The organism is Amycolatopsis anabasis, from assembly GCF_009765355.1.
GTDB lineage: Bacteria > Actinomycetota > Actinomycetes > Mycobacteriales > Pseudonocardiaceae > Amycolatopsis > Amycolatopsis anabasis.
Genome location: NZ_VTHK01000059.1, coordinates 11,593 through 38,408 on the forward strand (window position 1 = coordinate 11,593; position 26,816 = coordinate 38,408).

The 26,816-nt window shown below is 69.4% G+C and carries 24 protein-coding genes; 3 read left to right on the plus strand and 21 right to left on the minus strand.

The window, feature by feature from the left end; all coding sequences use genetic code 11:
* Positions 1–90: 90 nt before the first annotated feature.
* From atpD to FXO23_RS42245, 13 genes are all read right to left on the minus strand, one after another.
* Complete coding sequence (gene atpD, locus FXO23_RS42185) at positions 91–1,515, minus strand: F0F1 ATP synthase subunit beta (RefSeq protein ID WP_158893064.1); 1,425 nt, start codon at positions 1,513–1,515, stop codon at positions 91–93.
* Positions 1,515–2,450 carry a F0F1 ATP synthase subunit gamma gene (locus tag FXO23_RS42190; protein ID WP_158893066.1) on the minus strand — a complete coding sequence of 312 codons (936 nt, stop codon included), beginning with the start codon at positions 2,448–2,450 and terminating at the stop codon, positions 1,515–1,517. The genes atpD and FXO23_RS42190 overlap by 1 nt, the downstream gene beginning before the upstream one ends.
* Before the next feature lie 11 nt (positions 2,451–2,461).
* Entirely contained in the window at positions 2,462–4,105 is a 1,644-nt protein-coding gene (gene atpA, locus FXO23_RS42195; protein WP_158893068.1) for a F0F1 ATP synthase subunit alpha, read from the minus strand.
* Between the two features lie 61 nt (positions 4,106–4,166).
* A complete protein-coding gene (locus FXO23_RS42200; protein ID WP_158893070.1) occupies positions 4,167–4,988 on the minus strand; it encodes a F0F1 ATP synthase subunit delta in 822 nt (273 codons plus the stop codon).
* Between the two features lie 6 nt (positions 4,989–4,994).
* On the minus strand, positions 4,995–5,546 hold the full coding sequence (locus tag FXO23_RS42205) for a F0F1 ATP synthase subunit B (protein ID WP_158893072.1): 552 nt from the start codon (positions 5,544–5,546) through the stop codon (positions 4,995–4,997).
* 29 nt (positions 5,547–5,575) lie between these two features.
* A complete protein-coding gene (locus FXO23_RS42210; protein ID WP_425484959.1) occupies positions 5,576–5,836 on the minus strand; it encodes an ATP F0F1 synthase subunit C in 261 nt (86 codons plus the stop codon).
* Between the two features lie 54 nt (positions 5,837–5,890).
* Positions 5,891–6,685 (minus strand): F0F1 ATP synthase subunit A, encoded by a 795-nt coding sequence (atpB, locus tag FXO23_RS42215; RefSeq protein ID WP_158893076.1) that lies wholly within the window; start codon positions 6,683–6,685, stop codon positions 5,891–5,893.
* Positions 6,686–7,006: 321 nt separating this feature from the next.
* Positions 7,007–7,465, minus strand: a complete 459-nt coding sequence (locus FXO23_RS42220; RefSeq protein ID WP_158893077.1) for a Cg1360 family ATP-synthase-associated protein — start codon at positions 7,463–7,465, stop codon at positions 7,007–7,009.
* Positions 7,462–8,622 (minus strand): glycosyltransferase family 4 protein, encoded by a 1,161-nt coding sequence (locus FXO23_RS42225; protein WP_158893079.1) that lies wholly within the window; start codon positions 8,620–8,622, stop codon positions 7,462–7,464. Before FXO23_RS42225 ends, FXO23_RS42220 begins: the two co-directional genes overlap by 4 nt.
* An 87-nt stretch (positions 8,623–8,709) precedes the next feature.
* Positions 8,710–9,360 (minus strand): L-threonylcarbamoyladenylate synthase, encoded by a 651-nt coding sequence (locus tag FXO23_RS42230; RefSeq protein WP_158893081.1) that lies wholly within the window; start codon positions 9,358–9,360, stop codon positions 8,710–8,712.
* 165 nt (positions 9,361–9,525) lie between these two features.
* On the minus strand, positions 9,526–11,526 hold the full coding sequence (locus FXO23_RS42235) for a M6 family metalloprotease domain-containing protein (protein WP_158893083.1): 2,001 nt from the start codon (positions 11,524–11,526) through the stop codon (positions 9,526–9,528).
* A gap of 129 nt (positions 11,527–11,655) precedes the next feature.
* On the minus strand, positions 11,656–12,525 hold the full coding sequence (prmC, locus tag FXO23_RS42240; RefSeq protein ID WP_158893085.1) for a peptide chain release factor N(5)-glutamine methyltransferase: 870 nt from the start codon (positions 12,523–12,525) through the stop codon (positions 11,656–11,658).
* A gap of 191 nt (positions 12,526–12,716) precedes the next feature.
* Positions 12,717–13,061 (minus strand): MerR family transcriptional regulator, encoded by a 345-nt coding sequence (locus FXO23_RS42245; protein ID WP_158893087.1) that lies wholly within the window; start codon positions 13,059–13,061, stop codon positions 12,717–12,719.
* Positions 13,062–13,634: 573 nt separating this feature from the next.
* On the opposite strand from FXO23_RS42245, the gene FXO23_RS42250 reads away from it, so the two are divergent.
* Together FXO23_RS42250 and FXO23_RS42255 are read left to right on the plus strand one after the other, a co-directional pair.
* Positions 13,635–14,426: an alpha/beta fold hydrolase gene (locus tag FXO23_RS42250; protein ID WP_158893089.1), complete on the plus strand. Its 792-nt coding sequence runs from the start codon at positions 13,635–13,637 to the stop codon at positions 14,424–14,426.
* The gene (locus FXO23_RS42255) at positions 14,411–15,217 is read left to right on the plus strand and encodes a TIGR03619 family F420-dependent LLM class oxidoreductase (RefSeq protein WP_158893091.1); all 807 of its coding nucleotides are present in this window, start codon (positions 14,411–14,413) and stop codon (positions 15,215–15,217) included. Before FXO23_RS42250 ends, FXO23_RS42255 begins: the two co-directional genes overlap by 16 nt.
* 515 nt (positions 15,218–15,732) lie before the next feature.
* On the opposite strand, the gene prfA is transcribed toward FXO23_RS42255, so the two are convergent.
* Entirely contained in the window at positions 15,733–16,806 is a 1,074-nt protein-coding gene (prfA, locus tag FXO23_RS42260) for a peptide chain release factor 1 (RefSeq protein WP_158893093.1), read from the minus strand.
* Positions 16,807–16,895: 89 nt separating this feature from the next.
* Complete coding sequence (gene rpmE / locus FXO23_RS42265) at positions 16,896–17,123, minus strand: 50S ribosomal protein L31 (RefSeq protein ID WP_158893095.1); 228 nt, start codon at positions 17,121–17,123, stop codon at positions 16,896–16,898.
* Between the two features lie 235 nt (positions 17,124–17,358).
* Here rpmE and FXO23_RS42270 point away from each other — a divergent pair, with 235 nt between their 5' ends.
* Positions 17,359–17,904, plus strand: a complete 546-nt coding sequence (locus FXO23_RS42270; RefSeq protein ID WP_158893097.1) for a CHAP domain-containing protein — start codon at positions 17,359–17,361, stop codon at positions 17,902–17,904.
* A 162-nt stretch (positions 17,905–18,066) separates the two neighbouring features.
* Here the strand turns inward: FXO23_RS42270 and rho are convergent, their stop codons facing one another.
* The 6 genes from rho to argS all read right to left on the minus strand — a co-directional run bounded on the left by rho (position 18,067) and on the right by argS (position 26,720).
* A complete protein-coding gene (rho, locus tag FXO23_RS42275) occupies positions 18,067–19,980 on the minus strand; it encodes a transcription termination factor Rho (protein WP_158893099.1) in 1,914 nt (637 codons plus the stop codon).
* Between the two features lie 376 nt (positions 19,981–20,356).
* Positions 20,357–21,241, minus strand: coding sequence for a homoserine kinase (thrB, locus tag FXO23_RS42280; protein WP_246258352.1), 885 nt, complete (start codon positions 21,239–21,241; stop codon positions 20,357–20,359).
* Positions 21,238–22,308: a threonine synthase gene (gene thrC, locus FXO23_RS42285; protein WP_158893103.1), complete on the minus strand. Its 1,071-nt coding sequence runs from the start codon at positions 22,306–22,308 to the stop codon at positions 21,238–21,240. Before thrC ends, thrB begins: the two co-directional genes overlap by 4 nt.
* Positions 22,305–23,612, minus strand: a complete 1,308-nt coding sequence (locus FXO23_RS42290) for a homoserine dehydrogenase (RefSeq protein WP_158893123.1) — start codon at positions 23,610–23,612, stop codon at positions 22,305–22,307. The genes thrC and FXO23_RS42290 overlap by 4 nt, the downstream gene beginning before the upstream one ends.
* A 2-nt stretch (positions 23,613–23,614) precedes the next feature.
* Entirely contained in the window at positions 23,615–25,054 is a 1,440-nt protein-coding gene (lysA, locus tag FXO23_RS42295) for a diaminopimelate decarboxylase (protein ID WP_158893105.1), read from the minus strand.
* Positions 25,055–25,061: 7 nt separating this feature from the next.
* On the minus strand, positions 25,062–26,720 hold the full coding sequence (gene argS / locus FXO23_RS42300; protein WP_158893107.1) for an arginine--tRNA ligase: 1,659 nt from the start codon (positions 26,718–26,720) through the stop codon (positions 25,062–25,064).
* Between the last annotated feature and the right edge of the window lie 96 nt (positions 26,721–26,816).

A 26,816-nucleotide genomic window follows, 5' to 3' on the forward strand; every position in this document is an offset into this window, starting at 1 on the left:
CTTGATATGAGTGTAGATGGTCCCACCGCGATTATTCCAACGGCGGGGCCGAAGTCCACTAAGGACAGTCGGCCCCGCCGCTGGTCAGGCTCACTTCTTGGTGATTTCCTTGTACTTCTTCTCCAGGTCGTCCAGACCACCGATACCCAGGAACGCCTGCTCCGGGTAGTGGTCGAAGTCGCCCTTGGCGATCTTGTCGAACGCCTCGATGGTCTCCGACAGCGGCACCGTGGAACCCGGGATCTGGGTGAAGGTCTCGGCCACGAGCATGTTCTGGGAGAGGAACCGCTCGATCCGGCGAGCCCGCTGCACGGTGAGCTTGTCCTCCTCGGACAGCTCGTCCATACCCATGATCGCGATGATGTCCTGCAGTTCCTTGTACTTCTGCAGGATCCGGATGACCTCGGAGGCGACCCGGTAGTGCTCCTCGCCGACGATGCCCGGCTGGAGGATCGTCGAGGTCGAGGCCAGCGGGTCCACCGCCGGGAAGATGCCCTTCTGGAACACCGACCGGGAAAGCTCGGTGGTGGCGTCCAGGTGCGCGAAGGTGGTCGCGGGCGCCGGGTCGGTGTAGTCGTCCGCGGGCACGTAGATCGCCTGCATCGAGGTGATCGACCGGCCCTTGGTCGAGGTGATCCGCTCCTGCAGCTCACCCATCTCGTCGGCCAGCGTCGGCTGGTAACCCACCGCCGAAGGCATCCGGCCCAGCAGGGTGGACACCTCGGAACCGGCCTGGGTGAACCGGAAGATGTTGTCGACGAACAGCAGCACGTCCTGGTTCTGCACATCGCGGAAGTACTCCGCCATGGTCAGCGCGGACAGGGCGACCCGCATACGGGTGCCCGGCGGCTCGTCCATCTGCCCGAACACGAGCGCGGTGTCGTTGATGACGCCGTCCTCGCTCATCTCCAGGAAGAGGTCGGTGCCCTCACGGGTGCGCTCGCCGACCCCGGCGAACACCGAGGTGCCACCGAAGTTCTTGGCGACACGGGTGATCATCTCCTTGATGAGCACCGTCTTGCCCACGCCGGCGCCGCCGAACAGGCCGATCTTGCCACCCTGCACGTACGGGGTGAGCAGGTCGATGACCTTCAGGCCGGTCTCCAGCATCTGGGTCCGGCCCTCGAGCTGGTCGAACGCCGGCGGCTTGCGGTGGATGCCCCACCGCTCCAGGTCGGCGCCGTAGCCGGGCTCGTCGAGGCAGTCGCCGAGCGCGTTGTAGACGTGGCCCTTGACCTTCTCGCCCACCGGGACGGAGATCGCCGCGCCGGTGTCGGTGACCTCGGCGCCGCGGACCAGGCCGTCCTCCGGCTGCAGCGAAATGGTCCGGACCAGGTTGTCCCCCAGGTGCTGGGCGACCTCGAGGGTCACGGTCTTGCGGAGCTCCTCGAAGCCGATCTCCACCTTGAGGGCGTTGAACAGCTCGGGGATCGCGCCGCGCGGGAACTCGACGTCGACGACCGGGCCGGTCACCGAGACAATGCGCCCCTTGAGAGCGGGTTCAGTCGTAGTCATCAGTCATCACTTCCTGCAGCGGCGAGTGCGTTAGCCCCACCGACGATTTCGCTGATCTCCTGGGTGATCTGGGCCTGGCGGGCCTGGTTCGCCAGCCTGCTGTAGGTCTCCACCAGCTCGCTCGCGTTGTCCGAGGCCGCCTTCATCGCGGTCCGCCGCGCGGCCAGCTCGGAGGCGGCCGACTCCAGCAGCGCCGCGAAGATCCGCGTCTTGATGTACTTGGGCAGCAGCGCCGAGAGCAGCCTGTCCGCGCTGGGCTCGAAGTCGTAGGTCGGCGGCAGCACGTCCGGCTGCTCCTCCGAGTACTCGACCTCCAGCGGCGCGATCCGCCTGGCGACCGGGGTCTGGGTGAGCATCGACTTGAACTCGGTGTAGACGATGTGCAATTCGTCCACGCCGAGGACGCCGTCCTCGCCCGGGCCGTCGCCCTCGTCGTCCGCACCGGCCAGGAACGCCTTGACCAGGGTGTCGCCCACCTCGGACGCGTTCTCGTAGTGCGGCACCTGGGTGAACCCGGCCCAGCTGTCCGTGACCTCGCGGCCGCGGAAGCTGTAGTAGTTCAGGCCCTTGCCACCGATCACGTACAGCACGGGCGTCTTGCCCTGCTCCCGCAGCAGCGACAGCAGTTCCTCGGTCACCCGCAGCGCGTTGGTGTTGTACCCACCGCACTGGCCCTTGTCGCTGGTCACGACCAGGACCGCGGCCCGCTTCGGGTTCGCCCGCTCCACCAGCAACGGGTCGTCCAGATTGGACGCCGCGCCGGCGAGCGCGGACAGGACGTTCGTGATCTCCTCCGCGTACGGACGAGAGGCCTCCATCCGGGCCCGCGCCTTGCCGATCCGCGAGGTGGCGATGAGCTCCATCGCCTTGGTGATCTTGCCGATCGACTTGGTCGCGCGGACCTTCTGCCGGAGTTCGCGCAGCTGTGCGGCCATCTAGGGAACCATCACTTCTTCGGGGCGGGCTTGGCGACCTTCACGGTCTCCTGCCCCACCTTGTCGGCATCCATCGCCTCGGCCTCGGCCTCGTTGAGCAGCGTCTTGCCCTCGGAGGTGGTGAAGCCCTTCTTGAACTCGGCGGTGGCCGCGATGGCGCGCTCGGCGAGATCGTCGGTCCACTTACCCTTGTCGCGGATCTCGGTGAGGATGTCGTCGTGCTTGTGCCGGATGTTGTCGATCAGCTCGCGGTTGAAGCGCGCGGTGTCCTCGATCGGCACGTCGTCGAAGTGGCCCCGGGTGCCGAGGTACACGGTGACGACCTGCTGCTCGACCGGGATCGGCGAGTTCTCCGGCTGCTTGAGCAGCTCGTACAGGCGGGCGCCGCGGTCCAGCTGGGCCTTCGAGGCGGCGTCCAGGTCGGAGGCGAAGGCGGCGAACGCCTTCAGCTCCTCATACTGCGACAGGTCGATGCGCAGCGAACCGGAGACCGACTTCATCGCCTTGATCTGCGCGTCACCACCGACTCGGGAGACCGAGGTGGTCACGTCGACCGCGGGGCGCTGACCCGAGTTGAACAGGTCCGACTGGAAGAAGCACTGCCCGTCGGTGATCGAGATGACGTTGGTCGGGATGTAGGCCGAGATGTCGTTGGCCTTGGTCTCGATGATCGGCAGACCGGTCAGCGAACCGCCACCCAGCTCGTCGCTCAGCTTCGCGCACCGCTCCAGCAGCCGCGAGTGCAAGTAGAAGACGTCGCCGGGGAACGCCTCGCGGCCCGGCGGGCGGCGCAGCAGCAGGGAGATCGCGCGGTACGCCTCGGCCTGCTTGGTGAGGTCGTCGAACACGATCAGGACGTGCTTGCCGTCGTACATCCAATGCTGGCCGATCGCGGAACCGGTGTACGGCGCGATCCACTTGAAGCCGGCGGAGTCCGAGGCCGGGGCGGCGACGATGGTGGTGTACTCCATCGCGCCCGCGTCCTCCAGGGTCTTCTTGACCCCGGCGATCGTGGAGCCCTTCTGGCCGACCGCGACGTAGATGCAGCGCACCTGCTGCTTCGGGTCGCCGCTCTCCCAGTTGCGCTTCTGGTTGATGATCGTGTCGGTGCAGACCGTGGTCTTGCCGGTCTTGCGGTCACCGATGATCAGCTGGCGCTGGCCGCGGCCGATCGGGGTCTGCGCGTCGATCGCGGTGATGCCGGTCTGCAGCGGCTCACTCACCGGCTGGCGCTGCACCACCGAGGCGGCCTGCAGCTCGAGCGCGCGGGTCTCGGTGGTCTCGATGTCGCCGAGGCCGTCGATCGGGTTGCCGAGCGGGTCGACCACGCGGCCGAGGTAGGCGTCGCCCACCGGAACCGAGAGGATCCGGCCGGTGCGCTTGACCTCCTGGCCTTCCTGGATCGACTCGTAGTTACCCAGGATGACCACACCGATCTGGCGCGGCTCGAGGTTCCGGGCGACGCCGAGGATGCCGCCGGGGAACTCCAGCAGCTCGTTGGCCATCGTCGAGGGCAGGCCCTCGACGTGCGCGACGCCGTCACCGGTGTCGATGACCGTGCCGACCTCTTCCCGGCTTACGTCCGGGGAGTAACTCGAGACGTAGTTCTCGATCGCACTGCGGATCTCGTCCGAGGAGATCGTCAGCTCCGCCATGTCGTTCCCGCTCTCGCTTCGTTCTTGCCAGTGTGCAAAGTCTGTTGTGACGTCGTGGCCATCAGCTCGCCAGCCGCTTGCGCAGCGCCTCGATCTGACCCGCCGTGCTGCCGTCGATCACCTCGTCGCCCACCCGGACGACGAGCCCGCCGCCGAGGCGGGGCTCGATCTCGACGTGCAGGACGATCGGCCGGCCGTAGATGCCGCTGAGCTTCTCGGCCAGCGTCGCCTGCTGCTCCGCGGACAACGGCGCCGCGCTGGTCACGTGGGCGACCGAACGCTCCCGCCGCTGCGCGGCGAGCCGCACCAGCTCGTCCAGGCCGCGGCCGACGCCGCGGCCCCGCTGGCGCAGGATGACCTGTTCGGCCAGGGCTTCGGTGACCACGTCCACCTTGTCGGCGAACAGGCCGCGCACCAGGTTCCGCTTCGCCTCCGCGGGCGCCGCCTGCTCGGACAGGGCACGATCCAGTTCCGGCTCTGCTGCCACGATACGGGCAATCCGGAACAACTCGTCCTCGACGGTGTCCAGGTTGCCGGTCTTCTCGGCGCTGGTCAGCAGGGCGGACCGGCCGAGCGACTCGAGGCCGTCGAGCAGTTCGCGCGGGCTGGACCACCGGCTGGTGACCACGGTGTCGAGCACGGTCAGCGCCGGCTCGGAGAGCTTGCCCTCCAGCAGCGATCGGACCAGCCGCTTCCGGGACTCCGGCACGGCCGAGGCGTCCGCGACCGCGCGGCGCAGCCCGATCTCCCTGGTCAGCAAGGTGACCACGGAGAACAGCTCCGCACCGACGGCGGCCGGATCGGCACCCGCGTCACCGAGTACCTCGCCGAGACGGTTCTCGGCGAGGCCGAGCGACTCACGGCTCGCAGCATGCAGCGTCATCAGGATCTACTTCCCCGCTCCGTTAGCACCGGACCCGAGCTCGGCGAGGAACCGGTCGACCGTGCCGAGGCGGCGTGCCTCGTCCTCGAGCGACTCGCCGACGATCCGGCTGGCCAGCTCCACCGAGTTGCGGCCGAGTTCGGCCCGGAGCTCGGCGACGATCTGCGCCTTCTGCGCCTGCAGCGAGGCCTCGCCCTGGGCGATGATCCGCTGGGACTCCTCCTCGGCCTGGGCCCGCAGCTCTTCCTTGATCTGCTCGGCCTCCAGGCGGGCGTCGTCCCGGATCTTGGCGGCCTCGGCCCGGGCTTCGGCCAGCTGGGCGCGGTACTTCTCCAGCGCCTCCTCGGCCTCGGCCTGTGCCTTCTCCGCCTTCTCGATCCCGCCCTCGATCTTCTCGGTCCGCTCCTGGTAGAGCGCCTCGAAGCGCGGCACGGCGTACTTCTTGAGCAGCCAGATCAGCACGATGAAGGCGATGAACCCGATGATCATCTCGGGGTAGTGCGGGATGATCGGGTTCGGCTGCTCCTCAGCGGCCAGCACCAGTTGGCTATTCACCACGACGTCTCCTTAAGCGATGAGCGGTTAACTCAGGCGTTGGAGGCGATGAAGTAGATGACGATACCGATCAGGGCGAGCACCTCGGTCAGCACGAACGTGGTGAAGCCCTGGTTCATCAGCTTGCCCTGGGCCTCCGGCTGACGGGCGGTGCCGTTGATGACCGCGGCGAAGATCAGACCCACACCGATACCGGGGCCGATGGCGCCGAGGCCGTAACCGATGGCGGCGAGACCCGGGTTGATGTTGCCCGCGGTCTCGGCGGCCTGCGCAAGAACGTTGCTCACTTGCATTTCCCTTCCAACTCGGTCCGCAACTACGCGGATCGGGGGCTTGTGTTTTTCCTTTTAGTGGTCCGACGCCAGCGCGGCGCCGATGTAACCCGCCGCGAGGGTCGCGAAAATGTAGGCCTGCAGCACCTGGATGAACGCTTCCAGGAAGGTCATCAGGATGGCGGCCAGGAAGGCGACGATCGAGACCGGCTTCAGCCCGGCGCTCGCCTCGGTCAGCAGGTAGCTGCCGCCCATGGCGAACACCCCGATGATGAGGTGCCCGGCGAACATGGCGGCGAAAACCCGGATGGCGAGCGTGAGCGGGTTCAGGAAGAACTTCTCGGCGAACTCGATCAGCGCGAAGAGCGGCAGCACGAACACCGGCACACCGGGGGGCGCGAGGCTCTTCTTGAAGTAGCCGCCCAATCCGTGCCGCTTGATGCCCACGTAGTGGTAGACGGGGTAGACCACGAGCACCGACAGCGCGATCGGGAAGCCGAAATGCGACATCGAGGGGAACTGGATGACCGGGATGATCCCGAAGATGTTGTTCACCAGAATGAAGGTGAACAATCCGAGAACAAGCGGGATAAACGGCTTGAAGTCCTTCGCGCCGATCTGTTCCCGCGCGATGTTGTTGCGCCCGAAGTCGTAGATGGATTCCGCGATGAACTGTCCCTTGCCCGGGACGATCGACAGCTTCCTCGACGAGAGCAGGAAGTATGCGGCGACGATGATCACCGACAGCACGATGAGCAGCATCGGCTTGGTGAAGCCCCAGTCGCCCGAGCCGAACAGCGGCGGGAGGTCGAAACTCTCGGCGCCGGGTGGCTTGAACTTGTCACCTTCGGCTAGTACCAGCGCGCCCAACTGGGCTCCTTCCGGTTCTCCCGGCCGGCGTTCACTCCGCCGGGGGAATCGTCACGATCTGGACTTAACGTACCCGATACGTTCCGGGTACCCGGAGGCGGATACCTTCTGCGTGGTGATCGCGGTCTCACGCTCTGGTTCCCGGCCGGTCACACCTGGCTACGGCGCTCCGAGCGACTGCGGGTGCGGCGGGTACGTCGATCGCCACGCTGCAGTTCGGGTTTCGCCACCAGGAGGTCGGCTGGGAATCCGCCTCCAACGCGGACCATACCAGCCGGTAAATCGACGCCGTACGGGCGTACTCCTAAGCGTCCGACCGGCCTACTTCGAGTCGGGGATGATGGTCGGGATCTTGGTCTGCTTGAACGCCCTGACCTCACCCGCGGCGGTGAACACGAACGCGGCGAGCATGGTGATCGCCAGCGCGTAGGGGTGCAGCGCGTCGACGCCCCGGAGCAGGGTCATCACGCCGAGCAGGATCAGCACCTTCACCACGTAGCTGGCCAGCGCGACCATCATGACGAACATCGGGTCCATCGCCGCGCAGAACCGCATCATCCCGATGGTCGCCAGCGACGAGGCGAACGCGACCGCGCCGCCGACCAGTGCGCCGAGCAATCCGGGCAGGCCGACCCAGATGGTGGCCACCACCGCCGCGACCGCGATCGTCCCCAAGCCCACGATCAGGGTGGCCCGCAGCATCGCGTCGGCCAGCTTCAGCACGGCCTGGGCGTGCGGGTTCTCTTCCTGGTCGGCCTTCTTGGCCGCTGTGTCACTCATGGCGCTCCCTGATTGCGTGACCTCAGTCTAGGGATGGCCGAAACCAAGATCGCGAGCAGCAGGCCCGCACCGACGATCCAGAAGACCGCGGCGGTGTCGAACAGGGTCACCGAGACCGCGCCGAATCCGAGCAGTCCGGCCCACAGGTAGATGAGCAGCACGGCCCGGCGCTGCGAGTGGCCGATCTCCAGGAGCCGGTGGTGCAGGTGCATCTTGTCCGCCGCGAACGGGCTCTCCCCGCGGCGGGTGCGGCGGATGACCGCCATCAGCAGGTCGAGCACCGGGAGGAAGAGGACCGCGGCGACCACGAACAGCGGCGACAGCAGGCCGAGGATGTCGGTCGCCTCGAACGCCGGGTACGGGATGCGCCCGGACGCCGAGACGCTGGCCGAGGCGAGCATCAGCCCGATCATCATCGAGCCGGAGTCGCCCATGAAGATCTTCGCCGGTTGGAAGTTGTGCGGCAGGAAGCCGAGACAGGCCCCGGCCAGGGTGGCGGCGATCAGCGCGGGCGGGTAGGCGCCGACGTACCCGTTGGTGGAGGACAGCACGCCGATCGAGAACGCGCACGCGGCCGCCGCGGCGATGAACCCGAGCCCACCGGCCAGGCCGTCCAGCCCGTCGACGAAGTTCATCGCGTTGACCATGACCACCACGAGCAGCACGGTGAACAGCGCGCCCTGGTTGCGGTCGAGCACGACGACCGAGCCGATCGATTCGGCGTCCCCGCCCCAGGGAACCCAGACCTCCATCCACTGCACGCCGAAGAGCACCAGGATCCCGGCGCACATGACCTGCCCGGCGAGCTTGGTCCACGCGTCGAGTTCGAACCGGTCGTCCAGGGCGCCGATCAGCACGATCACCCCGCCGCCGACCAGCACGCCGACCGGGTCGAGCGAGTACTCGAAGGCCCGCCTGAGCACCGGCAACTGGTGCGCCAGGGCCATCCCGCCGAGCACGCCGAGGTACATGGCGAGCCCGCCCATCCGCGGGATCGGGATGACGTGCACGTCGCGGGCGCGCGGGGTGGCGATCGCGCCGATGCGGGTGGCGAACTTGCGGACCAGGCCGGTGAACAGGAAGGTGACCGTCGCCGCGATCAGGGCGACGAGGATGTACTCCCGGATCGGGAGCCCAGCGGGCGCGGTGGGTGGCACGGCGCGGTTACGCCTCCAGGTTCCAGGTCACGGGGCTGCAGGTTACCCCGTGTGGTGTGCGGTCCGAGTTTGCCTACCGGACCCGGTTCACGACGGGCTTTCCACCTCGACACCGAGCACTTCGGACAGCGCGGCGACGTTGACCGCGCCCTCGCGCAGCACGACCGGTTCGTCGCCGGTGAGGTCGACGATCGTCGAGGGCACCGGGTCGCCGCTCGGCCCGCCGTCGAGGTAGACCGCGACCGAGTCGCCGAGCTGTTCCTGCGCCTCGGCGGCGGTGGTCGCGGGCGGGCGGCCGGAGACGTTCGCGCTGGACACCGCCATCGGACCGACGTCGCGCAGCAGCTCGAGGGCGACCGGGTGCAGCGGCATCCGCAGCATCACCGTGCCCCGGGTGGAGCCCAGGTCCCACTGCAGGCTCGGGGCGTGCGGCAGCACGATCGACAGGTCGCCGGGCCAGAACGCCTCGATCAGTGCCCGGGCGTGCGGCGGCACGCCCAGCACCAGGCCGTCCACTGTGGACCAGGACCCGACGAGCACGCCGACCGGCATGTCCGGGCCGCGGTTCTTCGCGCGCAGCAGGGCATGCACCGCGCCGGAGTCGAAGGCGTCCGCCCCGATGCCGTACACGGTGTCGGTGGGCAGGACGACCAGGCGACTCGAACGCACCGCGCCCGCCGCGGCCGCCAATCCGTCGGCCCGGGAGGCGCGCTGGCTGCAGTCGTACACCGCACTCATACCCGGGAGCCTAGCTATGCGCGCACAGTCGCGTGCCCCGAGTCCCACCCCCAGCTGCCGGGGACTCGGGGCACGCGAAGGGCTGCCGCGTGCACGACCGCTGAACACGGGTGCACAGAACGCGGACACGCGCGCGTGGCGCACCGACACGCCACGCGTGTGGCTCTAGAAACCGAAGGCGGTGCAGGTGGCGGTGGCGGTCTTGCCGGGGTCGCCGACCGAGGTGGCGGTCAGGGTGACCGTGCCGAGATGGCTGCCGCCTTCGCCGCGCTTGGCGTAGACCGTGGCCGGAACGTGCTGGCCGAACTTCGCGGTGACCAGTTCGTTCGGCAGGCGGACCGCCCAGCCCTTCGACGCGGTGGTGGCGGTCAGCCGGTAGGTGTCCGCGTCGAACGGCGCGGTGGCCCCGTTCGCCCGGCCGGTGTTGAACACCGGGAACCGGCAGGTCGCCAGCCCGCCGAAGGCGTAGGCGGGGGCCGACGGCCACAGGGCCACCCCGCGTTCCTGCTGCCCGGCGCCGTCCAGCGAGGCCACGGTCACCGTGTAGGACAGCACGCCGTTCTGGTCGCGGGCGACATCGGTGACCAGGAAGCGCAGCCGGTTGGCCTGGTCGGTGTACTCGTACTTGCTCGCCGACTCGGTGCCCGCCTTGAAGGCGGCGTCGTTGAGCTGGCGGTAGTCACCGATGGTGATCTTCACCGGGGTGCCGTCCGGTTTGACGTAGTCGGTCATCCCGATGTCCTGCGGATTGGCGTCGATGATCCATTCGAAGGGCGCCTCGTCCTTGTTCTTCGTCTTGGCGATCAGGACCCCGGAATCGGGTGCGAAGGAATCCGCGCCCATCCGGTCGACGACCTCGACCGTGTAGTTGTGGTACCCGCCGCCGTCGCACAACGGATCGGTTTTCCGGTCGCATTTCGGGGATTTGTCGCCGCCGGTCAGGGCGATGTTGATCCCGCTGTAGGCGCCCGGCTGCGCCTGCGCGACCCGGGCGGTGATCCGCGCGGAGACCGGACCGGTCTGGGCGAGCTTGTTCCGGTCGAGCTGGAGCACGTCCTGCGGGGAGACGATGTTCAGCTTGAGCTTGTTGCGCAGCATGTGCTGGGCGCCCATCGAACCACCCTGGGTGGCCGGGATCTGCCAGCGGGTGTGCGGGCCGCCGGGACCGTTGAAACTGCCCCGGGAAAGCATTTCCCAAGGTCCGGTGTACGCGCGGGAGGGCGGATTTCCGAACGGGTTGTTGTAGTTGTCGCCGATGCCGAGGATGTGGCTGAATTCGTGCGCGTAAACGCCTTGCCCCGAGCTTTCCGCCTGGGTCGAGGAACCGGTGACCGCGTTCGGCCAGATCGACGCGGCGGATTTCCACGAGGTCCACGGCACGTACCGGGTACCCGTCCAGTTCGTCATGCCCGGAACGCCGGGCCCGAATTCCGCGGGCACGCCTTCCCTGGTGCCGAATTTCATTTCGCCGAATTCCTGCCAGGTCGCGCTCTCGTCCTGACCGGCGGAGAGGTAGAAGACGAAGTCGAACTGCTTGCTGATGTCACCGACGTCGGCCTTCCAGGCGGCGCCGCCGTCGGCGCGCAGGTCGCGGCGGCAGTTGGCGCCCGGCGGGCAGGCGCTGTCCGGCTGGAACTCCATGCCGTACTCGAAGGACTTGCCCGGCAACCGGTAGGGCCCGAACGCGGTCAGGTCGACGCCGAACCGCCCGCCGGAGTCCTCCATCCAGTACTCGTGGATGGTGTGCCCGCGGTTGAGCGCCCCCGGTTTGTTCAGGAAGTCCTGGTAGAACTTGGCGACCTGGGCGCGCGGGATGTTGCTCGCCTCGGGGCTCGGGTTGCCGAACACCGTCGAGCGCGGCGGCTGGGTGACGGCGAAGTTCTGGTCGGGGTAGTCGACGAGGACGACCGCGCCCTTGAAGGTGCGCACGCTGCCCTTGCGGTCGGGGTTGGCCCAGTCGGTGCCGGGCACCTTCCGGTAGTCGTCCCAGGTCATGTGGTCCTGGTTCTCCCAGGTCGCCGAATCCAGCGGCGCCGGCCAGTCCCGGGTCGCGGCCTGGGCGAGGCCCGGGGTGCTGACCAGCGAACACAGCAGCGTCGCGATTCCCAGTACGGAGATGCCACTCGCCCTGCGAATCCAGCGTGCTCTACGACCGAACGAACGCATCGGAGCTCCTCGCGGATGGGCCGCTGCAGACGGCGGCCGCTTGATCCACAGTAGGAATTCCGATATCTCCCGCGCATCGGCCGATCGTCGTATGTTGCGAGATCTGCTTGTCCTACGCCGGAAGTCGGGTCACGCGCCGGTGCGCCGCGCGGTGACGAACCGCGGGCGTCCGGCGAGGTCCTGGTGATCGGCGACCTCGGTGAGCACCTTGCGCTGGGCCACCAGCGCGGGCACCGCGGAACCGTGCGTGTCGTCGTGCTCGATCGCCATCCCGCCGCCGGGGCGCAGCAGCCGGGCCGCCGCGTTCACCGCGTGCCGGATCATGGCGAGCCCGCCGTCGGCGGCGAACACGGCCTGCGCCGGGTCGAAGTCGACGACCTCGGGCGGCAGCTCGGCGCCCGGCGGCACGTACGGCGGGTTGCACAGCACGAGGTCGACCAGGCCGTCGAGCTCGGCGAACATCGTGTTGTCGGCGATGTCCCCGGAGTACAACCGGATCTGGGCGTCCCCGGCCGCGACCCGCGCCTCGGCGTTGTGCCGCGCCCACGCGAGCGCCTGCGGATCGACGTCCACCGCGTACACGACCGCGTCCGGCCGCGCGTGCGCGACGGCGAGCGCGAGCGCGCCGGAGCCGGTGCACAGGTCGACCACGATCGGGTACTCGCGGCCCTTGAGCACGCCGAGCCCCCAGTCCAGCAGCAGTTCGGTCTCCGGCCGGGGCACGAAGACACCGGGGCCGACGTCGACGGTGATCTCGCCGAGCGCGGCCCAGCCGGTCAGGTGCTGCAGCGGCACGCGTTTGGCCCGCTGCGCGACGAGCTGGCCGATCGCGTCCACGACGCCCGGGTCGACCAGCGGCACCAGGGGAAGGCGGCCCCGTTCGACGCCGAGGACGTGCGCCGCGAGCAGTTCGGCGTCGGTTCGCGGGGACGCCACCCCGGCGTCCTCGAGAATCCGGGTCGCCTCCATGATCGCCAGACGCAACGGCTGTCTCTTCACGGTGTCCAGACTGGCATACCCGCGCCGCCCCGCCGCGACCAAGCTCGCCCTCGGGCGGCACTTTCTCCCCGAAGTGCCGCGAACGCGGCGACCGGCAGGAAGGGACCTTCACTCCCGGAGATCGGGAGCGAGGGACCTTTACTACGGTCAGACGTGAGCAAAGGTCCCTTCCTCCCGCCGCCACCGCGGGATCAGGCGCCGGTGAGATAGGTGGCCAGGGCGCCGCGGGTGCGGCGGAGGCCGTCGATGCGCTCGTCCATCGCCGCCAGCTCGCGGTTCAACAGGGCGCGCAGGTCCGGGCACAGGTCGAACTCCGGCCGCTCGCCTCGCGTGCACGGCAGCACCGAACGGATCACCCCGGTGGACAGGCCCGCGTTCAGCAGCGCGCGGATCTGCCGCACGGTGAGCACCGAATCCTCGCCGTACCAGCGGTAACCGTTCGGGCCGCGCCCGGCTTCGAGCAGTCCCTGCTCCTCGTAGTAGCGCAGCAGCCGCGGGCTGACGCCGGTGCGCCGCGACAACTCCCCGATCAGCATGTGACCCGCCCCATCCGGCCTTGACCTTCACATCGATGTGAGTTCCTAACGTCGCGGCATGAGCAAACATTTCGCGCACGTCGTCCGGGGTTCCGGCCCCGGCCTGCTGCTCGCGCACGGCGCCGGCGGCAACATCGAGGGCACGCACACCGTGGTCGGGCCGGACTACCCCGGTTCGGGCGGCACCCCCCGCGGCGAGACGCCACTCGCGCTGGACGAGGTGGCCGACGAACTGGTCGCCGTCGCCGCGGACGCTGACCCTGACCTCGGGGTTCACCCGCGGCGACAACCGGCTCCGGCTCGCCGCGGACATCTGGCGGACCCTGCTGGACGGCGACCGCACGCTGCTGGCCAAGTTCCTCACCCTGGTGGCGACCGGCGGCAAGCACCTCAACGCGCTGCGCCCCGAGGAGCTCGCCGCCTCGATCGACGGGCTGGCGGCCCCCGAACTCTCCCGCGAACTGGCCGCCGGGATCCCCGGCGCCGAGCTGGTGGAAGTCGGATCGGCCAGGCCGAGACCCCGCTCACGCGCGCTTGACCTTCACATCGATGTCAGGGTTCTACGGTCGCGGCATGACGCTTCAGCTCACCAGCACCGTCCGGGGTTCCGGCCCCGGCCTCCTGCTCGCGCACGGCGCCGCGAGCTCGGTCGAGGACAGCTTCGGCACGATCCTGGACGACCTCGCCCGGAGGCACACGGTCGTCGGCCCGGACTACCCCGGGTCCGGCGGCACTCCGCGTTCGGCGGATCCGCTCAGCCTTGACGCCCTGGCCGACGGCGCGGTGGCCGCGGCCGCGGACGCCGGGCTCGAGCGCTTCGCCGTGCTGGGCTATTCGATGGGCACCGCCGTCGCGGTCCGGGCCGCCGTCCGGCACCCCGAGCGCGTGACCGGGCTGGTGCTCACCGCGGGCCTGGCCCGGCCGGATCTCCGCCTGCGGCTCGGCGCGGAGATCTGGCGGGACCTGCTCGACGGCGACCGCGCGCTGCTCGCGAAGTACCTGCTGGTGGTCGGCAGCGGCGCGAAACACCTGAACTCGCTCACCGAGGCCCAGCTGGCCACCGCGATCGACTACCTGATCGGCTATGTCCCCGGCGGCAGCGCCGACCACCTGACCCTGCTCACCACGATCGACACCCGCGCCGACCTGGCCCGGATCGCGGTGCCGACCCTGGTCGTCTCCCCGACCGGCGACGAGCTGGTGGACCCCGCGTTGTCCCGCGAACTCGCCGCGAGCATCCCGGGCGCCCGGCTCGCCGAAGTCGACTCGGGCCACGACGTCGGCACCGAAGCCCGCGACGCCTGGCTCGCCGCGATCCAGAACTTCCTCACCGAGATCGGATCCGAACCATGGACCTCCAGGTAATCCTGCCCAACGAAGCCCCGGCGATGGACCCGCGATTCCTGGTCCGCCTCGCCGCCCGGGCCGAAGAACTCGGCTACCACACCGCGTGGCTGCCGGACCACCTCCTCCCGCCCGGCGAATTCGGCGAGGTATTCGGCGGCGTCTACGAACCGCTGACCACACTGTCCTATGTGGCCGCCCGCACGAGTGCCATCCACCTCGGCACCTCGGTCCTCGTGCTCCCCCTGCGCAATCCGTTCGCGGTCGCCAAGCAGGCGGCCACGCTGGACCGCCTCTCCGGGGAACGGCTCACCCTCGGCGTCGGCATCGGCTGGGAACGCACGGAATTCGCCAATGTCGGCGCCGACTTCCGCACCCGCGCCGCCCGCACCGACGAAGCGATTTCCTTGCTCCGTCACCTCTTTCACGGCGAAGGCGGCTTCCGCGGCGAGTACTATTCCTACGAAACCGGTTTCTTCGAACCGAAACCGCGCCGCCGCCTGCCGATCATGGTGGGCGGCAATTCCGACGCCGCCCTGCGGCGGGCGGCTACCCTCGCCGACGAATGGCAGGGCGTCGAACTCACGCCCGCGGAATTCGCGCAGAAGGTGACCCGTATTCGCGAACTGTCCACACGCGACATTCGGGTGGGCACCCGGATCGCCTGGAACGGCGGCGAAACCGAGTTCGCACAGGCGGTCGACCGAGCACACGCCTTCGCCGAAGCGGGCGCCGACGCCCTCGCCGTGTGGTTCAGCCCGGACGACGGTTTCGAATCCCGCATGACCCGCTTCGCCACCGCCCTCCGCTAACCGAGAATCCCCGCTGAGGGTTTTCTCCGCGAGTTGCACACTCAGGCACGCGAGTTACACGTTCGGGCACACGAGTTGCACACTCGGGCACACGAGTTGTCCGTGGGGGCCCCGCAGGGCGCATGCGTGCTACCGGATGCGAGGGGTGCGATACCCACCGGGGTTCTCTCGGTAGGGCTTCTCGAGAGGTGCTCAGCGTGCTCGATGCGACGTGGGGAACCTCGCCTTCCCGCGTGCGCCGAAGGCCGCAGTGATGCTCGCCTACTCCCGGAACGGGGAACTCGCGGCAACGGCCCCCACCTGCCGCGAGTCCCCCGTTTCGGACGTGCGAGTTCCCCGTTCCGGTCTACCGAGTTCCCCATTTCGGTAGGCGAGTTCCCCACCCTGGCACCCGGCGAGCACGGCGCGAAGCCGCTCACCGAGAATCCCCCAATGTGGCATTGGGGGCGTTCAAAGTACCCAATGCGGCTTTCGGGGCGTTGAAGGTACCGAAAGCCACATTGGGGGAAGTTCGGTTACGAGGAGGCGTGTGCGGCGAGGCGTTCTTCGCGGTCGGCGGTGACCAGGGCGTCGAGCACGCCGTCGAGGTCGCCGTCGAGGACCTGGTCGAGGTTGTACGCCTTGTAGTTCACGCGGTGATCGGAGATCCGGTTCTCCGGGAAGTTGTAGGTGCGCACGCGTTCCGAGCGGTCGACCGTGCGGACCTGGGACCGCCGCGCGTCGGCGGCCTTGCTCGCCGCTTCCTCCTCGGCGATCGCCTGCAGCCGCGCCTGGAGCACCTGGATCGCCCGCGCGCGGTTCTGGATCTGCGACTTCTCGTTCTGGCAGGAGACCACGATCCCGGTGGGCAGGTGCGTCACGCGGACCGCGGAGTCGGTCGTGTTCACGCTCTGCCCGCCCGGACCGGACGAGCGGAACACGTCGATGCGCAGGTCGTTCGGGTCGATTTCGACCTCGACCTCCTCCGGTTCCGGGTAGATCAGCACCCCGGAGGCCGAGGTGTGGATGCGCCCCTGGGATTCGGTCGCGGGCACGCGCTGCACGCGGTGCACGCCGCCTTCGAACTTCAGGCGGGCCCACACGCCGTCCGGGCCGTCGCTCTTGCCCTTGATGGAGAGGGTGACGTCCTTGTAGCCGCCGAGGTCGGAGTCGACCGAGTCGAGCACCTCGGCCTTCCAGCCGTGGCGTTCGGCGTAGCGGAGGTACATGCGCAGGAGATCGCCCGCGAAGAGGGCGGACTCCTCGCCGCCTTCGCCGGATTTGATCTCCATGACGACATCCGAGGCGTCGTAGGGGTCGCGGGGCAGCAACAACTCCGTCAGCCGCGACTCGCACGCCGGGATCTTCGCGGCGATCTCGTCGGCTTCGGCGGCGAAGGCCGGGTCCTCGGCGGCGAGTTCGCGCGCGGCCTCCAGATCGGAGCGCGCCGTGTCCAGTTCGCCGATGGCCTTGATCACCGGGCTCAGCTCGGCATACCGGCGGCCCAGTTTCCGGGCACGGGACTGATCGGCGTGCACGGCCGGGTCGGCGAGCTGCTTCTCCAGCTCGGCGTACTCGTCGAGCAGCCCGCCCAGGGAACTCGAATCCACGGCCCTACCTCGTTTCTGTCGGACACAGCACGAAAAACATGAAAACGGCGCCCGTTCCCCGCAACAGGGAACAGGCGCCGTCGATGAAGCTACTTGGCGTCGGTCTTCTTCTGCCGCTTGCCGTAGCGAGCCTCGAAGCGCGCGACCCGGCCACCGGTGTCCAGAATCTTCTGCTTGCCGGTGTAGAACGGGTGGCAGTTCGAGCAGATCTCGGCGTGGATGCTGCCCGAGGTCTTCGTGCTCCGGGTGGTGAAGGTGTTACCGCAGCCACAGGTCACGGTCGTGACCACGTACTCGGGGTGAATACCGCTCTTCATGGTGTCCTCTCTTGACTGGCCGCCGGGTCCCCGAAACAGCGCGAGGTGAACCGGAGCCGGACTTCAGCGGGTAATTCTGCCAGACGTGCTGACAGCGGGGTCAACGCGCCCCGGGCAGGGAGTATTCCCGGGCGGATGTACACGGTGGGTCATCAACCATGTACGTCTTTTGTACAGGATGCCGGGAACCTGGCGCGGTCAGTGATTTGCTCACCCGATCGAGGAAGGTGGAATCGTGCTCAAGTCCACCAGGAATCTCCGCACCCTGCTAGCGAGGTCGGTCGCGGTGGCCGCCGTCGCGGCCGCCTCGGTGGTGGCGGCCCCGGCAGTCGGCAGTGCCAGCACCTCGGCCGAGATCACGGCCGCCGACATCAACCCGGCCATCGAGTTCACCACCGTCTCCGACAGCGAACTGGCCGTCCTCGGCGCCGGCGACGGCACCCCGGCGGGCGCGGTCCAGTGGTTCAAGAACCACATGGGCAGCACCGGCTGGCAGGGCTACTGCGAGAAGGCCGTGGAGAACGCCTACGGCACCACCGGCGTCTGGGCCTCGGCGAACGCGCACTGGAACGGCGCCAGCCCGAAGCACACCGACGGCAGCCGGCCCCCGCTCGGCGCGTTCGTCTACTGGAACATCAGCGCCTACGGCCACGTCGGCATCGCCGACGGCAACGGCGGCATCTACGCGACCAGCATCGGCGGCAAGATCGGCCACGCGAGCAGCGTGAACTACTTCAAGAACTACCGCGGCTGGACCCCGGCCGCCGTGCCCCACCGGTAGACCCAAAAATAGCGAGGGACCTTTACTACGGCAGAACCGTAGTAAAGGTCCCTCGCTGCTGTCCGGCGGGAGTGAAGCTCCCTTCCTGCCGCCGCGGTGGTCGTGAGTGGACAGACCGGTTAGAACCGGTCGGAACACTCACGACCCCCCCCCCGTTTCGGGTCAGTCCTCGTCCGGGCCGAGCGCGGTCTTGGAGACCTGCATCAGGAACTCGATGTTGGTCTTCGTCTTGCGCAGGCGCGAGATCAGCAGGTCGATGGCCTGCTGCGAGTCCAGCGCGTGCAGCACCCGGTGCAGCTTGTGCGTCACCGCGAGCTCGTCCGGCGAGAGCAGCAGCTCCTCCTTGCGGGTACCGGACGGGTTGACGTCCACCGCCGGGAAGACGCGCCGCTCGGCGATCTTGCGGTCGAGCTTGAGCTCCGCGTTACCGGTGCCCTTGAACTCCTCGAAGATCACCGTGTCACCGGTGGACCCGGTCTCCACCATCGCCGTGGCGAAGATGGTCAGCGAGCCGCCGTTCTCGATGTTGCGCGCCGCGCCGAGGAACCGCTTCGGCGGGAACAACGCCGTCGAGTCGACACCACCGGACAGGATCCGGCCGGACGCCGGGGCCGCCAGGTTGTACGCGCGGCCGAGGCGGGTGATCGAGTCGAGCAGCACGACCACGTCCATGCCCATCTCCACCAGGCGCTTCGCGCGCTCGATGGACAGCTCGGCCACCGAGGTGTGGTCCGACGGCGGGCGGTCGAAGGTGGAGGCGATGACCTCGCCCTTCACCGACCGCTGCATGTCGGTGACCTCTTCCGGCCGCTCGTCCACCAGCACGACCATCAGGTGGCACTCGGGGTTGTTCGTGGTGATCGCGTTCGCGATGTCCTGCATGATCGTCGTCTTACCGGCCTTCGGCGGCGAGACGATCAGTGCGCGCTGCCCCTTGCCGACCGGCATCACCAGGTCGATGACGCGGGTGGTGAGCTTGTGCGGCTCGGTCTCCAGCCGCAGGCGCTCGTTCGGGTACAGCGGGGTCAGCTTGGTGAACTCGGCGCGCTTCTTCGCCTGCTCCGGCTCGAGGCCGTTGATCGTGTCGACGCGCACCAGCGGGTTGAACTTCTGCCGCTGCTGCTCGCCTTCCCGCGGCTGCCGGACCACGCCGGTGATCGCGTCACCGCGGCGCAGGCCGAACTTGCGCACCAGCGAGAGCGAGACGTACACGTCGTTCGGCCCGGCCAGGTAGCCGGAGGTGCGGACGAACGCGTAGTTGTCCAGCACGTCCAGGATCCCGGCGACCGGGAGCAGGACGTCGTCCTCGCGGATCTCGGTGTCCGGCCCGCCGTCGCCCCGGCCACCGCCGCTGCCCCGGCGCCGGCGGTCGCGGAACCGGCGGCCGCGACGGCCACCGCCGTCCTCGTCGTCGTCCGAGCGGTTGCCCTGCTGGCCACGCTGGTTCTGCTGGTTGTTCTGCTGGCGGTCGTTCTGCCGGCGCTGGTCGCCACCGCCCTGGTCACCGCGCTGCTGCTGCCCCGAGCGCTGGTCACCAGACTGGTCGCCACCACGCTGGCCGCCCGCGTCCGGGCTGCCGGCCGCGCGGCTGGAGCTGCGGCGCCGGCGGCTGCCCTCGCGGCGGCCGGTGTCCTCGCCCTGCTGGGCCTCGGCGGAGCCCCCCTGCTGCTGCGCTTCGGCGGCCGGAGCCTTGGTCTCCTCGGTGCGCGCCTTCGGTTCTTGGGCGGGCTGCTGAGGCTCCGGCTGGGCGGGCTCGGCGGTCTTCTCGGCGGGCTTGTCGCCGCCGATGCCGTCGAGCGGAAGCGTGTTGTTGCTCGCCGCACTGGTGCGGCGCTTGGTCTTGCCCTGGCGTTCACGGATCGCGGCGATCAGGTCACCTTTTCGCATTCCAGTGGTGTCGCCGACGCCCAGTTCGGTGGCGAGTTCCCGCAGGTCAGCGATCACCATGCCGGACAGGCCGCCGGTGCGGCGCTTCGGTGCGGCGGTGGTGCCGTTGGCCTTCTCCCCTGCCCCGGACTCCACCTGCGGTGTCGCCTGGGTATCCACGTCGCCACTTAAGAGATCGGTGTTGCTCACACATGTCCTTCCTGACCGATCCACGCCTCCAGGTGGATCAGCGGACTGCCGCCCGCGTCCGAATTGCGAGACGGCTTGCTCGTTCCCGGTGCCGGCCCGTCCTGCCGAGACGTGCAGGTCACAGCGGCGGAGCCGCCAGCACGGGAGTGTGCGTGTCCCAGGTGGAACACGCGGAATCCGCCACCGCCGCCGGGTACCCGCCTAGGTCAACCCCTGCACCTTGATGCGGAGTTATCGGCTCAATGAAAGATGCGATCCGGGAAGGACTCCCCGGGACCGACACCGGGTGCGGACTGCGCACGGTGATCGAACGCCCCCGAGGGTAGACCGCGCCGGAGCCAGGTGCAACAACCACCCCCTTGTTGGGCCTGGCGTGTTACCGCACCTCAACCTTGACCCCGACCAGGTCGATCGGCATTTCGGCGATGGTAAACCCGTCAACGTCTACACTACCCGGGAGTATTCCCTCCGTAGTCAACGCCAGCACGGACGGCCCGGCGCCGGACACCGCCGCGGCGACGCCGTGCGCCCGCAACGCGCGCACCAGGCGCACGCTCTCCGGGAGCGCCGGGGCGCGGTAGTCCTGGTGGAGCCGGTCCTCGGTCGCGGCGAGCAGCAGGTCCGGGCGGCGGGTCAGCGCGTGCACGGCGAGCGCGGCCCGGCCCGCGGTGAAGGCGGCGTCGGCGTGCGGGACGTGCGCGGGCAGCAGGCCGCGGGTCGCGTCGGTGGACGAGCGCGCCTCGGGCACGGCGAGCACCGGCCTCAGGCCCGGGTGGGGGTCCAGCCGTTCGGCGTGGAAGCGCCCGCCCGCGCACCACGCGATCACCAGCCCGCCGAGCAGGCTGGCGGCCGCGTTGTCCGCGTGGCCCTCGAATTCCGCCGCGATCTGCAACGCCTCCGCGTCGAGTTCCCGCCCGGCCAGCGCGTATCCGGCGGCGACCCCGGCGACCACCGCCGCCGCGGACGAACCGAGCCCCCGCGCGTGCGGAATCGCGTTGTGGCAGCGCAGATGCAGACCGGGCGGGTGGCAGTCCAGCCGCGCGCAGGCGGCCCGCAGCGCGCGCACGACGAGATGCGACTCGTCGGTCGGCACGTCCGCGATCCCACCGGCGCCCGCGTCGAGCACCTCGACCTTGAGCCCCGCGTCGGCGAGCCGCACCTCGACCACGTCCTGCAGGCCGAGCGCCAGGCCCAGCGCGTCGAACCCGGGACCGAGGTTCGCCGTGGACGCGGGAACGGTGACTTTGAACTCTTTTGTCACGAGAGGTCCAGCGCGGCCGCCACGGCGTTCGGGTCGACCGCGAGGGGTTCCACCTCGACGTTGCCTTCCAGCGCGGTGGCGGGGTCCTTGAGGCCGTGCCCGGTCACCGTGCACACCACGGTCGAGCCCTTCGGGATCCGGCCGTCCGCGGCGGTGAGCAGCAGCCCGGCCACGCTGGTCGCGGAGGCGGGCTCGACGAACACGCCTTCCCGGCGGGCCAGCAGCCGGTAGGCGTCCAGGATCCGCGCGTCGGTCGCCTTCTCGAAGAGCCCGCCGCTGGCGTTCTTCGCCTTGACCGCGGAGTCCCAGGACGCCGGGCTGCCGACCCGGATCGCGGTGGCGATCGTGTCCGGTTCCTTGACCGGTTCACCGGAAACCAGCGGGGCCGCGCCCGCCGCCTGGAAACCGAACATCCGCGGTGTGCTTTCCACCACACCGTCGGCGGCGTACTCGGCGTAGCCGGACCAGTAGGCGGTGATGTTGCCCGCGTTGCCGACCGGCAGGCAGTGGATGTCGGGAGCCTCGCCCAGCACGTCGCAGATTTCCCACGCGGCGGTCTTCTGGCCGACCAGGCGCACTGGATTGACCGAGTTGACCAGGGTCACCGGATGATCGGCCGCGGTCTTGCGCGCGAGTTCGAGGCAGTCGTCGAAGTTGCCGTCCACCTGGAGGATCCGGGCGCCGTGCAGGACCGCCTGGGCGAGTTTGCCCATCGCGATCTTGCCCTGGGGCACGAGCACCGCGCAGGTCAGGCCCGCGCGGGCGGCGTAGGCCGCGGCCGAGGCCGAGGTGTTGCCGGTGGACGCGCAGATCACCGCCTGCAGACCGCTGGCCAGCGCGTGCGTGATCGCGACGGTCATCCCGCGGTCCTTGAACGAACCGGTCGGGTTGGCGCCCTCGACCTTGAGGTAGACCGTGCAGCCGGTCAGCTCGGACAGGTGCGGCGCGGGCAGCAGCGGGGTGTTGCCCTCGCCGAGGGTGATCACCTTCGCGCCGGCGGGGATCGGAACCCGGGAGGCGTAGGCCTCGATGATGCCCGGCCAGCCGGGTTTCACTTGACTCATCATTCTTCGCCTTCCACGCGCATCACGCTGACCACCTCGCGCACCACGTCCAGCTTCGCGATCTCGTCCACAGTGGACTGCAACGCGGCGTCCTGGGCCAGATGGGTCACGATCACCAGGCTCGCCGTGGAGTTCTTGTCCCGCTGCCGCACGGTCGCGATGCTCACGTCGTGCGCGGCGAACACCTGCGCCACCTGGGCCAGCACGCCCGGGATGTCGGCCACGTCGAGGCTGATGTGGTAGCGGGTCGGGGTCAGCCCCATCGGGCGCACCGGCAGCGCGGCGTGCGCGGATTCCCGCGGGCCCCGGCCGCCGACGACCTTGTTGCGCGCCACCGCGACCAGATCGCCGAGCACCGCGCTGGCGGTCGGCGCGCCGCCCGCGCCCTGCCCGTAGAACATCAGCTCGCCCGCGGCGTCGGCCTCCACGTAGACGGCGTTGAAAGCGCCGCTCACCCCGGCCAGCTGATGGCCGCGCGGGATCATCACCGGGTGCACGCGCGCGGAGACCGACTCGCCGCCGTCCTCGGCGGTGACCCGCTCGCAGATCGCGAGCAGTTTGACCGTGCGGCCCAGCATCTTCGCCGCGGCGATGTCCGAAGCGGACACCCCGGCGATGCCCTCGCGGTGCACGTCCGCGGCGGTGACCCGGCTGTGGAACGCGAGCGCGGCCAGGATCGCCGCCTTGGACGCGGCGTCGTAACCGTCCACGTCCGCGGTCGGATCCGCCTCGGCGTACCCGAGCCGGCTCGCCTCGTCGAGGGTCTCCGCGTAGCCCGCGCCGGTGGCGTCCATGGCGGACAGGATGTAGTTCGTGGTGCCGTTGACGATCCCCATCACGCGGGTGATCCGGTCACCGGCCAGGGACTCGCGCAGCGGCCGCAGCAGCGGGATGGCCCCGGCCACGGACGCCTCGAAGTACAGGTCCGCCCCGGCCGTGTCGGCCGCCTCGGACAGTTCGGCCGAATGCTCGGCGAGCAGCGCCTTGTTCGCGGTCACCACGGACTTCCCGGCGCGCAGCGCGGAAAGCAGCCAGGTGCGGGTCGGCTCGATGCCGCCGATCAGCTCGACCACCACGTCGATGTCCTCGCGTTCGACGAGTTCGGCGGCGTTCGAGGTCAGCAATTCGGCGGGCAGTTCGGGGTGCTTGTCCGGCCGGCGCACCGCGATCCCGGCCAGTTCGACCGGCGCGCCCGCGCGGGCGGCGAGTTCGCCGGCCTGTTCGGTGAGCAGGCGCGCGACCTCGCCGCCGACGGTTCCGCAGCCCAGCAGGGCCACCTTGATGGCGCGCCCGTCCGCAGTGGACAAACTCACGACACCTCCAGGCGCAACATGTCCTCCGTCGTCTCGCGCCGCAGCAGCAGCCGGGCGCTGCCGTTGCGGACCGCGACCACCGGCGGCCGCGGCTGCCGGTTGTAATTGCTCGCCATCGAGTAGCAGTAGGCGCCGGTCGCCGCGACCGCGATCAGGTCGCCGGGTGTCAGGGTGTCGGGCAGCCAGCAGTCGCGGACCACGATGTCGCCGGATTCACAGTGTTTGCCCACCACGCGGGACAGCGCGGCGCCCACGGTCTCCTGGTCGCCGTCCACGCTCTTGCGGGACACCAGGCGCACGTCGTAGACCGCGTCGTAGAGCGAGGTGCGGATGTTGTCGCTCATCCCGCCGTCGACGCTGATGTAACGGCGCACCGCGTTGTCGCCGAGCGAGACGTCCTTGATCGTGCCGACCTCGTACAGCGTGACCGTGCCCGGGCCGGCGATCGCGCGGCCCGGCTCCCCGGCGATCCGGGGCACCGGCAACCCGGCGAACTCGCACTCCTTGCGCACCATCTCCCGGATCTGGGTGATCATCTGCGCGGGCGGCGGCGGGTTGTCCTTGTCCGTGTAGGCGATGCCGAACCCGCCACCAAGGTCCACAACGGACAGTTGCTCGAGCAGCCCGTTGCCGTGCTCCTTGGCCAGTTCGGCGATCAGGCCGACGACCCGGCGCGCGGCGACCTCGAACCCGTCCGGGTCGAAGATCTGCGAGCCGATGTGGCTGTGCAGGCCGACCAGCTTCAGCGAGGGCGCGTTCAGCACCCGGCGCACGGCCTCGGCCGCGTCGCCGGACGCCAGCGAGAAGCCGAACTTCTGGTCCTCGTGCGCGGTGGCGATGAACTCGTGCGTGTGCGCCTCGACGCCGACGGTGACCCGCACCAGCACCGACTGCACGATCTCCCGCCGCGCGGCGATGTCGGCCAGGCGGGCGATCTCGAAATAGGAGTCGAGCACGATCGTGCCGACCCCGGCCGCGACCGCCTCTTCCAGTTCGGCGATCGATTTGTTGTTGCCGTGGAAGGTGATCCGCTCCGGCGGGAACTCGGCCCGCTGCGCGATGGCCAGCTCGCCGCCGCTGCAGACGTCCAGGCTCAGCCCGGCCGCGGCGACCCATTTCGCGACCTCGGTGCACAGGAACGCCTTGGACGCGTAGTGCACCAGCGCGGGGTCGTCGAAGGCTTCGGCGTACTCGGCGCAGCGCGACTTGAAGTCGGCCTCGTCGATCACGAACAGCGGCGTGCCGTAGGTTTCGGCCAGTTCGCGCACGTCCACACCGGCGATGCGGACCACCCCGTCCGGGGCGCGGAAGGAGTTGCGGGGCCACACCTTCGGGTAGAGCCGGTCCAGTTCGTCCGAAGTGGACGGTGGCAGGCCCGAGGTGTCGGCGTGCGGGTAGACGTCGGCGTGCCGGGGACCGGCGGGGTGAGCGCACATGTGGTTGCTACATCCGTTCTGGGGCGGAGACCCCGAGCAGGGCGAGACCGTTGGCGAGGACCTGGCGGGCCGCCTCGCACAGCGCGAGGCGGGCGAACGTGAGTGGGGTCGCCGCCTCGTCACCCTGCGGCAGCACGCGCGCGGCGTCGTAGAACTTGTGGTAGGCGCTGGCCAAGCTCTCCAGGTAGCGGGCGACCCGGTGCGGCTCGCGCAGTTCGGCGGCGCGCTTTCCCACGGTCGGGAACTCGCCGATCGTGCGGATCAGGTCGCCTTCGCGCGGATGGGTGAGCAGGCCGAAGTCGACCGTGGCGGCGTCGAACTTGAGCCCGAGATCGGCCGCGTTGCGCTGCAGGGAGGCCAGCCGGGCGTGCGCGTACTGGACGTAGTACACCGGGTTTTCGTTGCTGTGCTTGCGCAGCAGGTCGAGGTCGACGTCCAGGGTGGAGTCCACCGAGTACCGGGTCAGCTCGTAGCGGGCCGCGTCCACGCCGACCGCCTCGACCAGGTCCTCCATGGTGATCACGGTCCCGGCGCGCTTGCTCATCCGGACCGGTTTGCCGTCGCTGACCAGGTTGACCATCTGTCCGATGAGGACCTCGACCACCGCCGGGTCGTCCCCGAACGCCGCCGCGGCCGCCTTCAGCCGGGCGATGTAGCCGTGGTGGTCCGCGCCGAGCATGTAGATGCACAGGTCGAAACCGCGCTCGCGCTTGTCGCGCAGGTAGGCCAGGTCACCGGCGATGTAGGCCGGGTTGCCGTCCTGCTTGATGACGACCCGGTCCTTGTCGTCGCCGTATTCCTTGCTGCGCAGCCACCAGGCGCCGTCTTCGAAGTAGAGGTTCCCGGACTCCTTGAGCTGCTCGACCACCCGGTTGACCTCGCCCGAGGCGTGCAGCGAGTCCTCGTGGAAGAAGACGTCGAAGTCGGTGCCGAACTCGTGCAGGCTCTGCTTGATCTGGGTGAACATCAGGTCGATGCCGATCCGGCGGAAGGTCTCGCGGCGCTGCGCGTCGTCCAGCGAGAGCGCGCTGGGCTCGGCGCGGAGGACCTCGGCCGCGATGTCGGAGATGTACGCGCCCGCGTACCCGTCCTCCGGGGCGGGCTCGCCCTTGGCCGCCGCGATCAGCGAGTTCACGAACCGGTCGATCTGCGCACCGGCGTCGTTGAAGTAGTACTCGCGGGTGACGTCGGCGCCCTGCGCGGCGAGGACCCGGCCGAGCGCGTCGCCGACCGCGGCCCACCGGGTGCCGCCGAGGTGGATCGGACCGGTCGGGTTCGCCGAGACGAATTCGAGGTTGATCTTCCGCCCGGCGAGGGCGTCACCACGCCCGTAGGCCTCGCCCGCGGTGAGGACCTGGCGCACCTGCTCGCCCTGGGCGTCGGCGGCCAGCCGCAGGTTCAGGAAGCCCGGCCCGGCGACCTCGGCGGCGGCGACGCCGTCGGCCTTGCCGAGTTCCTCGGCCAGCGCCTCGGCCAGTTCGCGCGGCGGGATTCCTACTTTCTTCCCTACTTGCAGGGCCAGGTTGGTCGCGTAGTCTCCGTGTTCGGGATTGCGCGGGCGTTCGATCGTCACCGGGTCCGGAAGCACGGCGTGGTCAAGGCCACGTGCGGAAAGGACCTGCACGGCGGACGAACGGACCAGGTCAGCGAGGGCGGCGGGAGTCACCACGCGAGTGTATGAGGCGAGGTCGGCGGCCCGCTCAGCCGCCCGTCCCCGGCCGTTGACGGTGATCAGACACGCGGTCCCTACACTTGCCTTTCA

What these genes read in the sequence shown, in the direction of transcription:
- FXO23_RS42190 (WP_158893066.1), bottom strand. Translation starts at nt 2,450, where the DNA reads ATGGCCGCACAGCTGCGCGAACTCCGGCAGAAGGTCCGCGCGACCAAG.
- FXO23_RS42245 (WP_158893087.1), bottom strand. Translation starts at nt 13,061, where the DNA reads ATGCTGATCGGGGAGTTGTCGCGGCGCACCGGCGTCAGCCCGCGGCTG.
- rpmE (WP_158893095.1), bottom strand. Translation starts at nt 17,123, where the DNA reads ATGAAGAGCGGTATTCACCCCGAGTACGTGGTCACGACCGTGACCTGT.
- atpD (WP_158893064.1), bottom strand. Translation starts at nt 1,515, where the DNA reads ATGACTACGACTGAACCCGCTCTCAAGGGGCGCATTGTCTCGGTGACC.
- lysA (WP_158893105.1), bottom strand. Translation starts at nt 25,054, where the DNA reads ATGTGCGCTCACCCCGCCGGTCCCCGGCACGCCGACGTCTACCCGCAC.
- FXO23_RS42250 (WP_158893089.1), top strand. Translation starts at nt 13,635, where the DNA reads ATGACGCTTCAGCTCACCAGCACCGTCCGGGGTTCCGGCCCCGGCCTC.
- atpA (WP_158893068.1), bottom strand. Translation starts at nt 4,105, where the DNA reads ATGGCGGAGCTGACGATCTCCTCGGACGAGATCCGCAGTGCGATCGAG.
- FXO23_RS42235 (WP_158893083.1), bottom strand. Translation starts at nt 11,526, where the DNA reads ATGCGTTCGTTCGGTCGTAGAGCACGCTGGATTCGCAGGGCGAGTGGC.
- FXO23_RS42230 (WP_158893081.1), bottom strand. Translation starts at nt 9,360, where the DNA reads ATGAGTGCGGTGTACGACTGCAGCCAGCGCGCCTCCCGGGCCGACGGA.
- FXO23_RS42255 (WP_158893091.1), top strand. Translation starts at nt 14,411, where the DNA reads ATGGACCTCCAGGTAATCCTGCCCAACGAAGCCCCGGCGATGGACCCG.
- FXO23_RS42210 (WP_425484959.1), bottom strand. Translation starts at nt 5,836, where the DNA reads ATGCAAGTGAGCAACGTTCTTGCGCAGGCCGCCGAGACCGCGGGCAAC.
- FXO23_RS42200 (WP_158893070.1), bottom strand. Translation starts at nt 4,988, where the DNA reads ATGACGCTGCATGCTGCGAGCCGTGAGTCGCTCGGCCTCGCCGAGAAC.
- thrC (WP_158893103.1), bottom strand. Translation starts at nt 22,308, where the DNA reads ATGATGAGTCAAGTGAAACCCGGCTGGCCGGGCATCATCGAGGCCTAC.
- FXO23_RS42220 (WP_158893077.1), bottom strand. Translation starts at nt 7,465, where the DNA reads ATGAGTGACACAGCGGCCAAGAAGGCCGACCAGGAAGAGAACCCGCAC.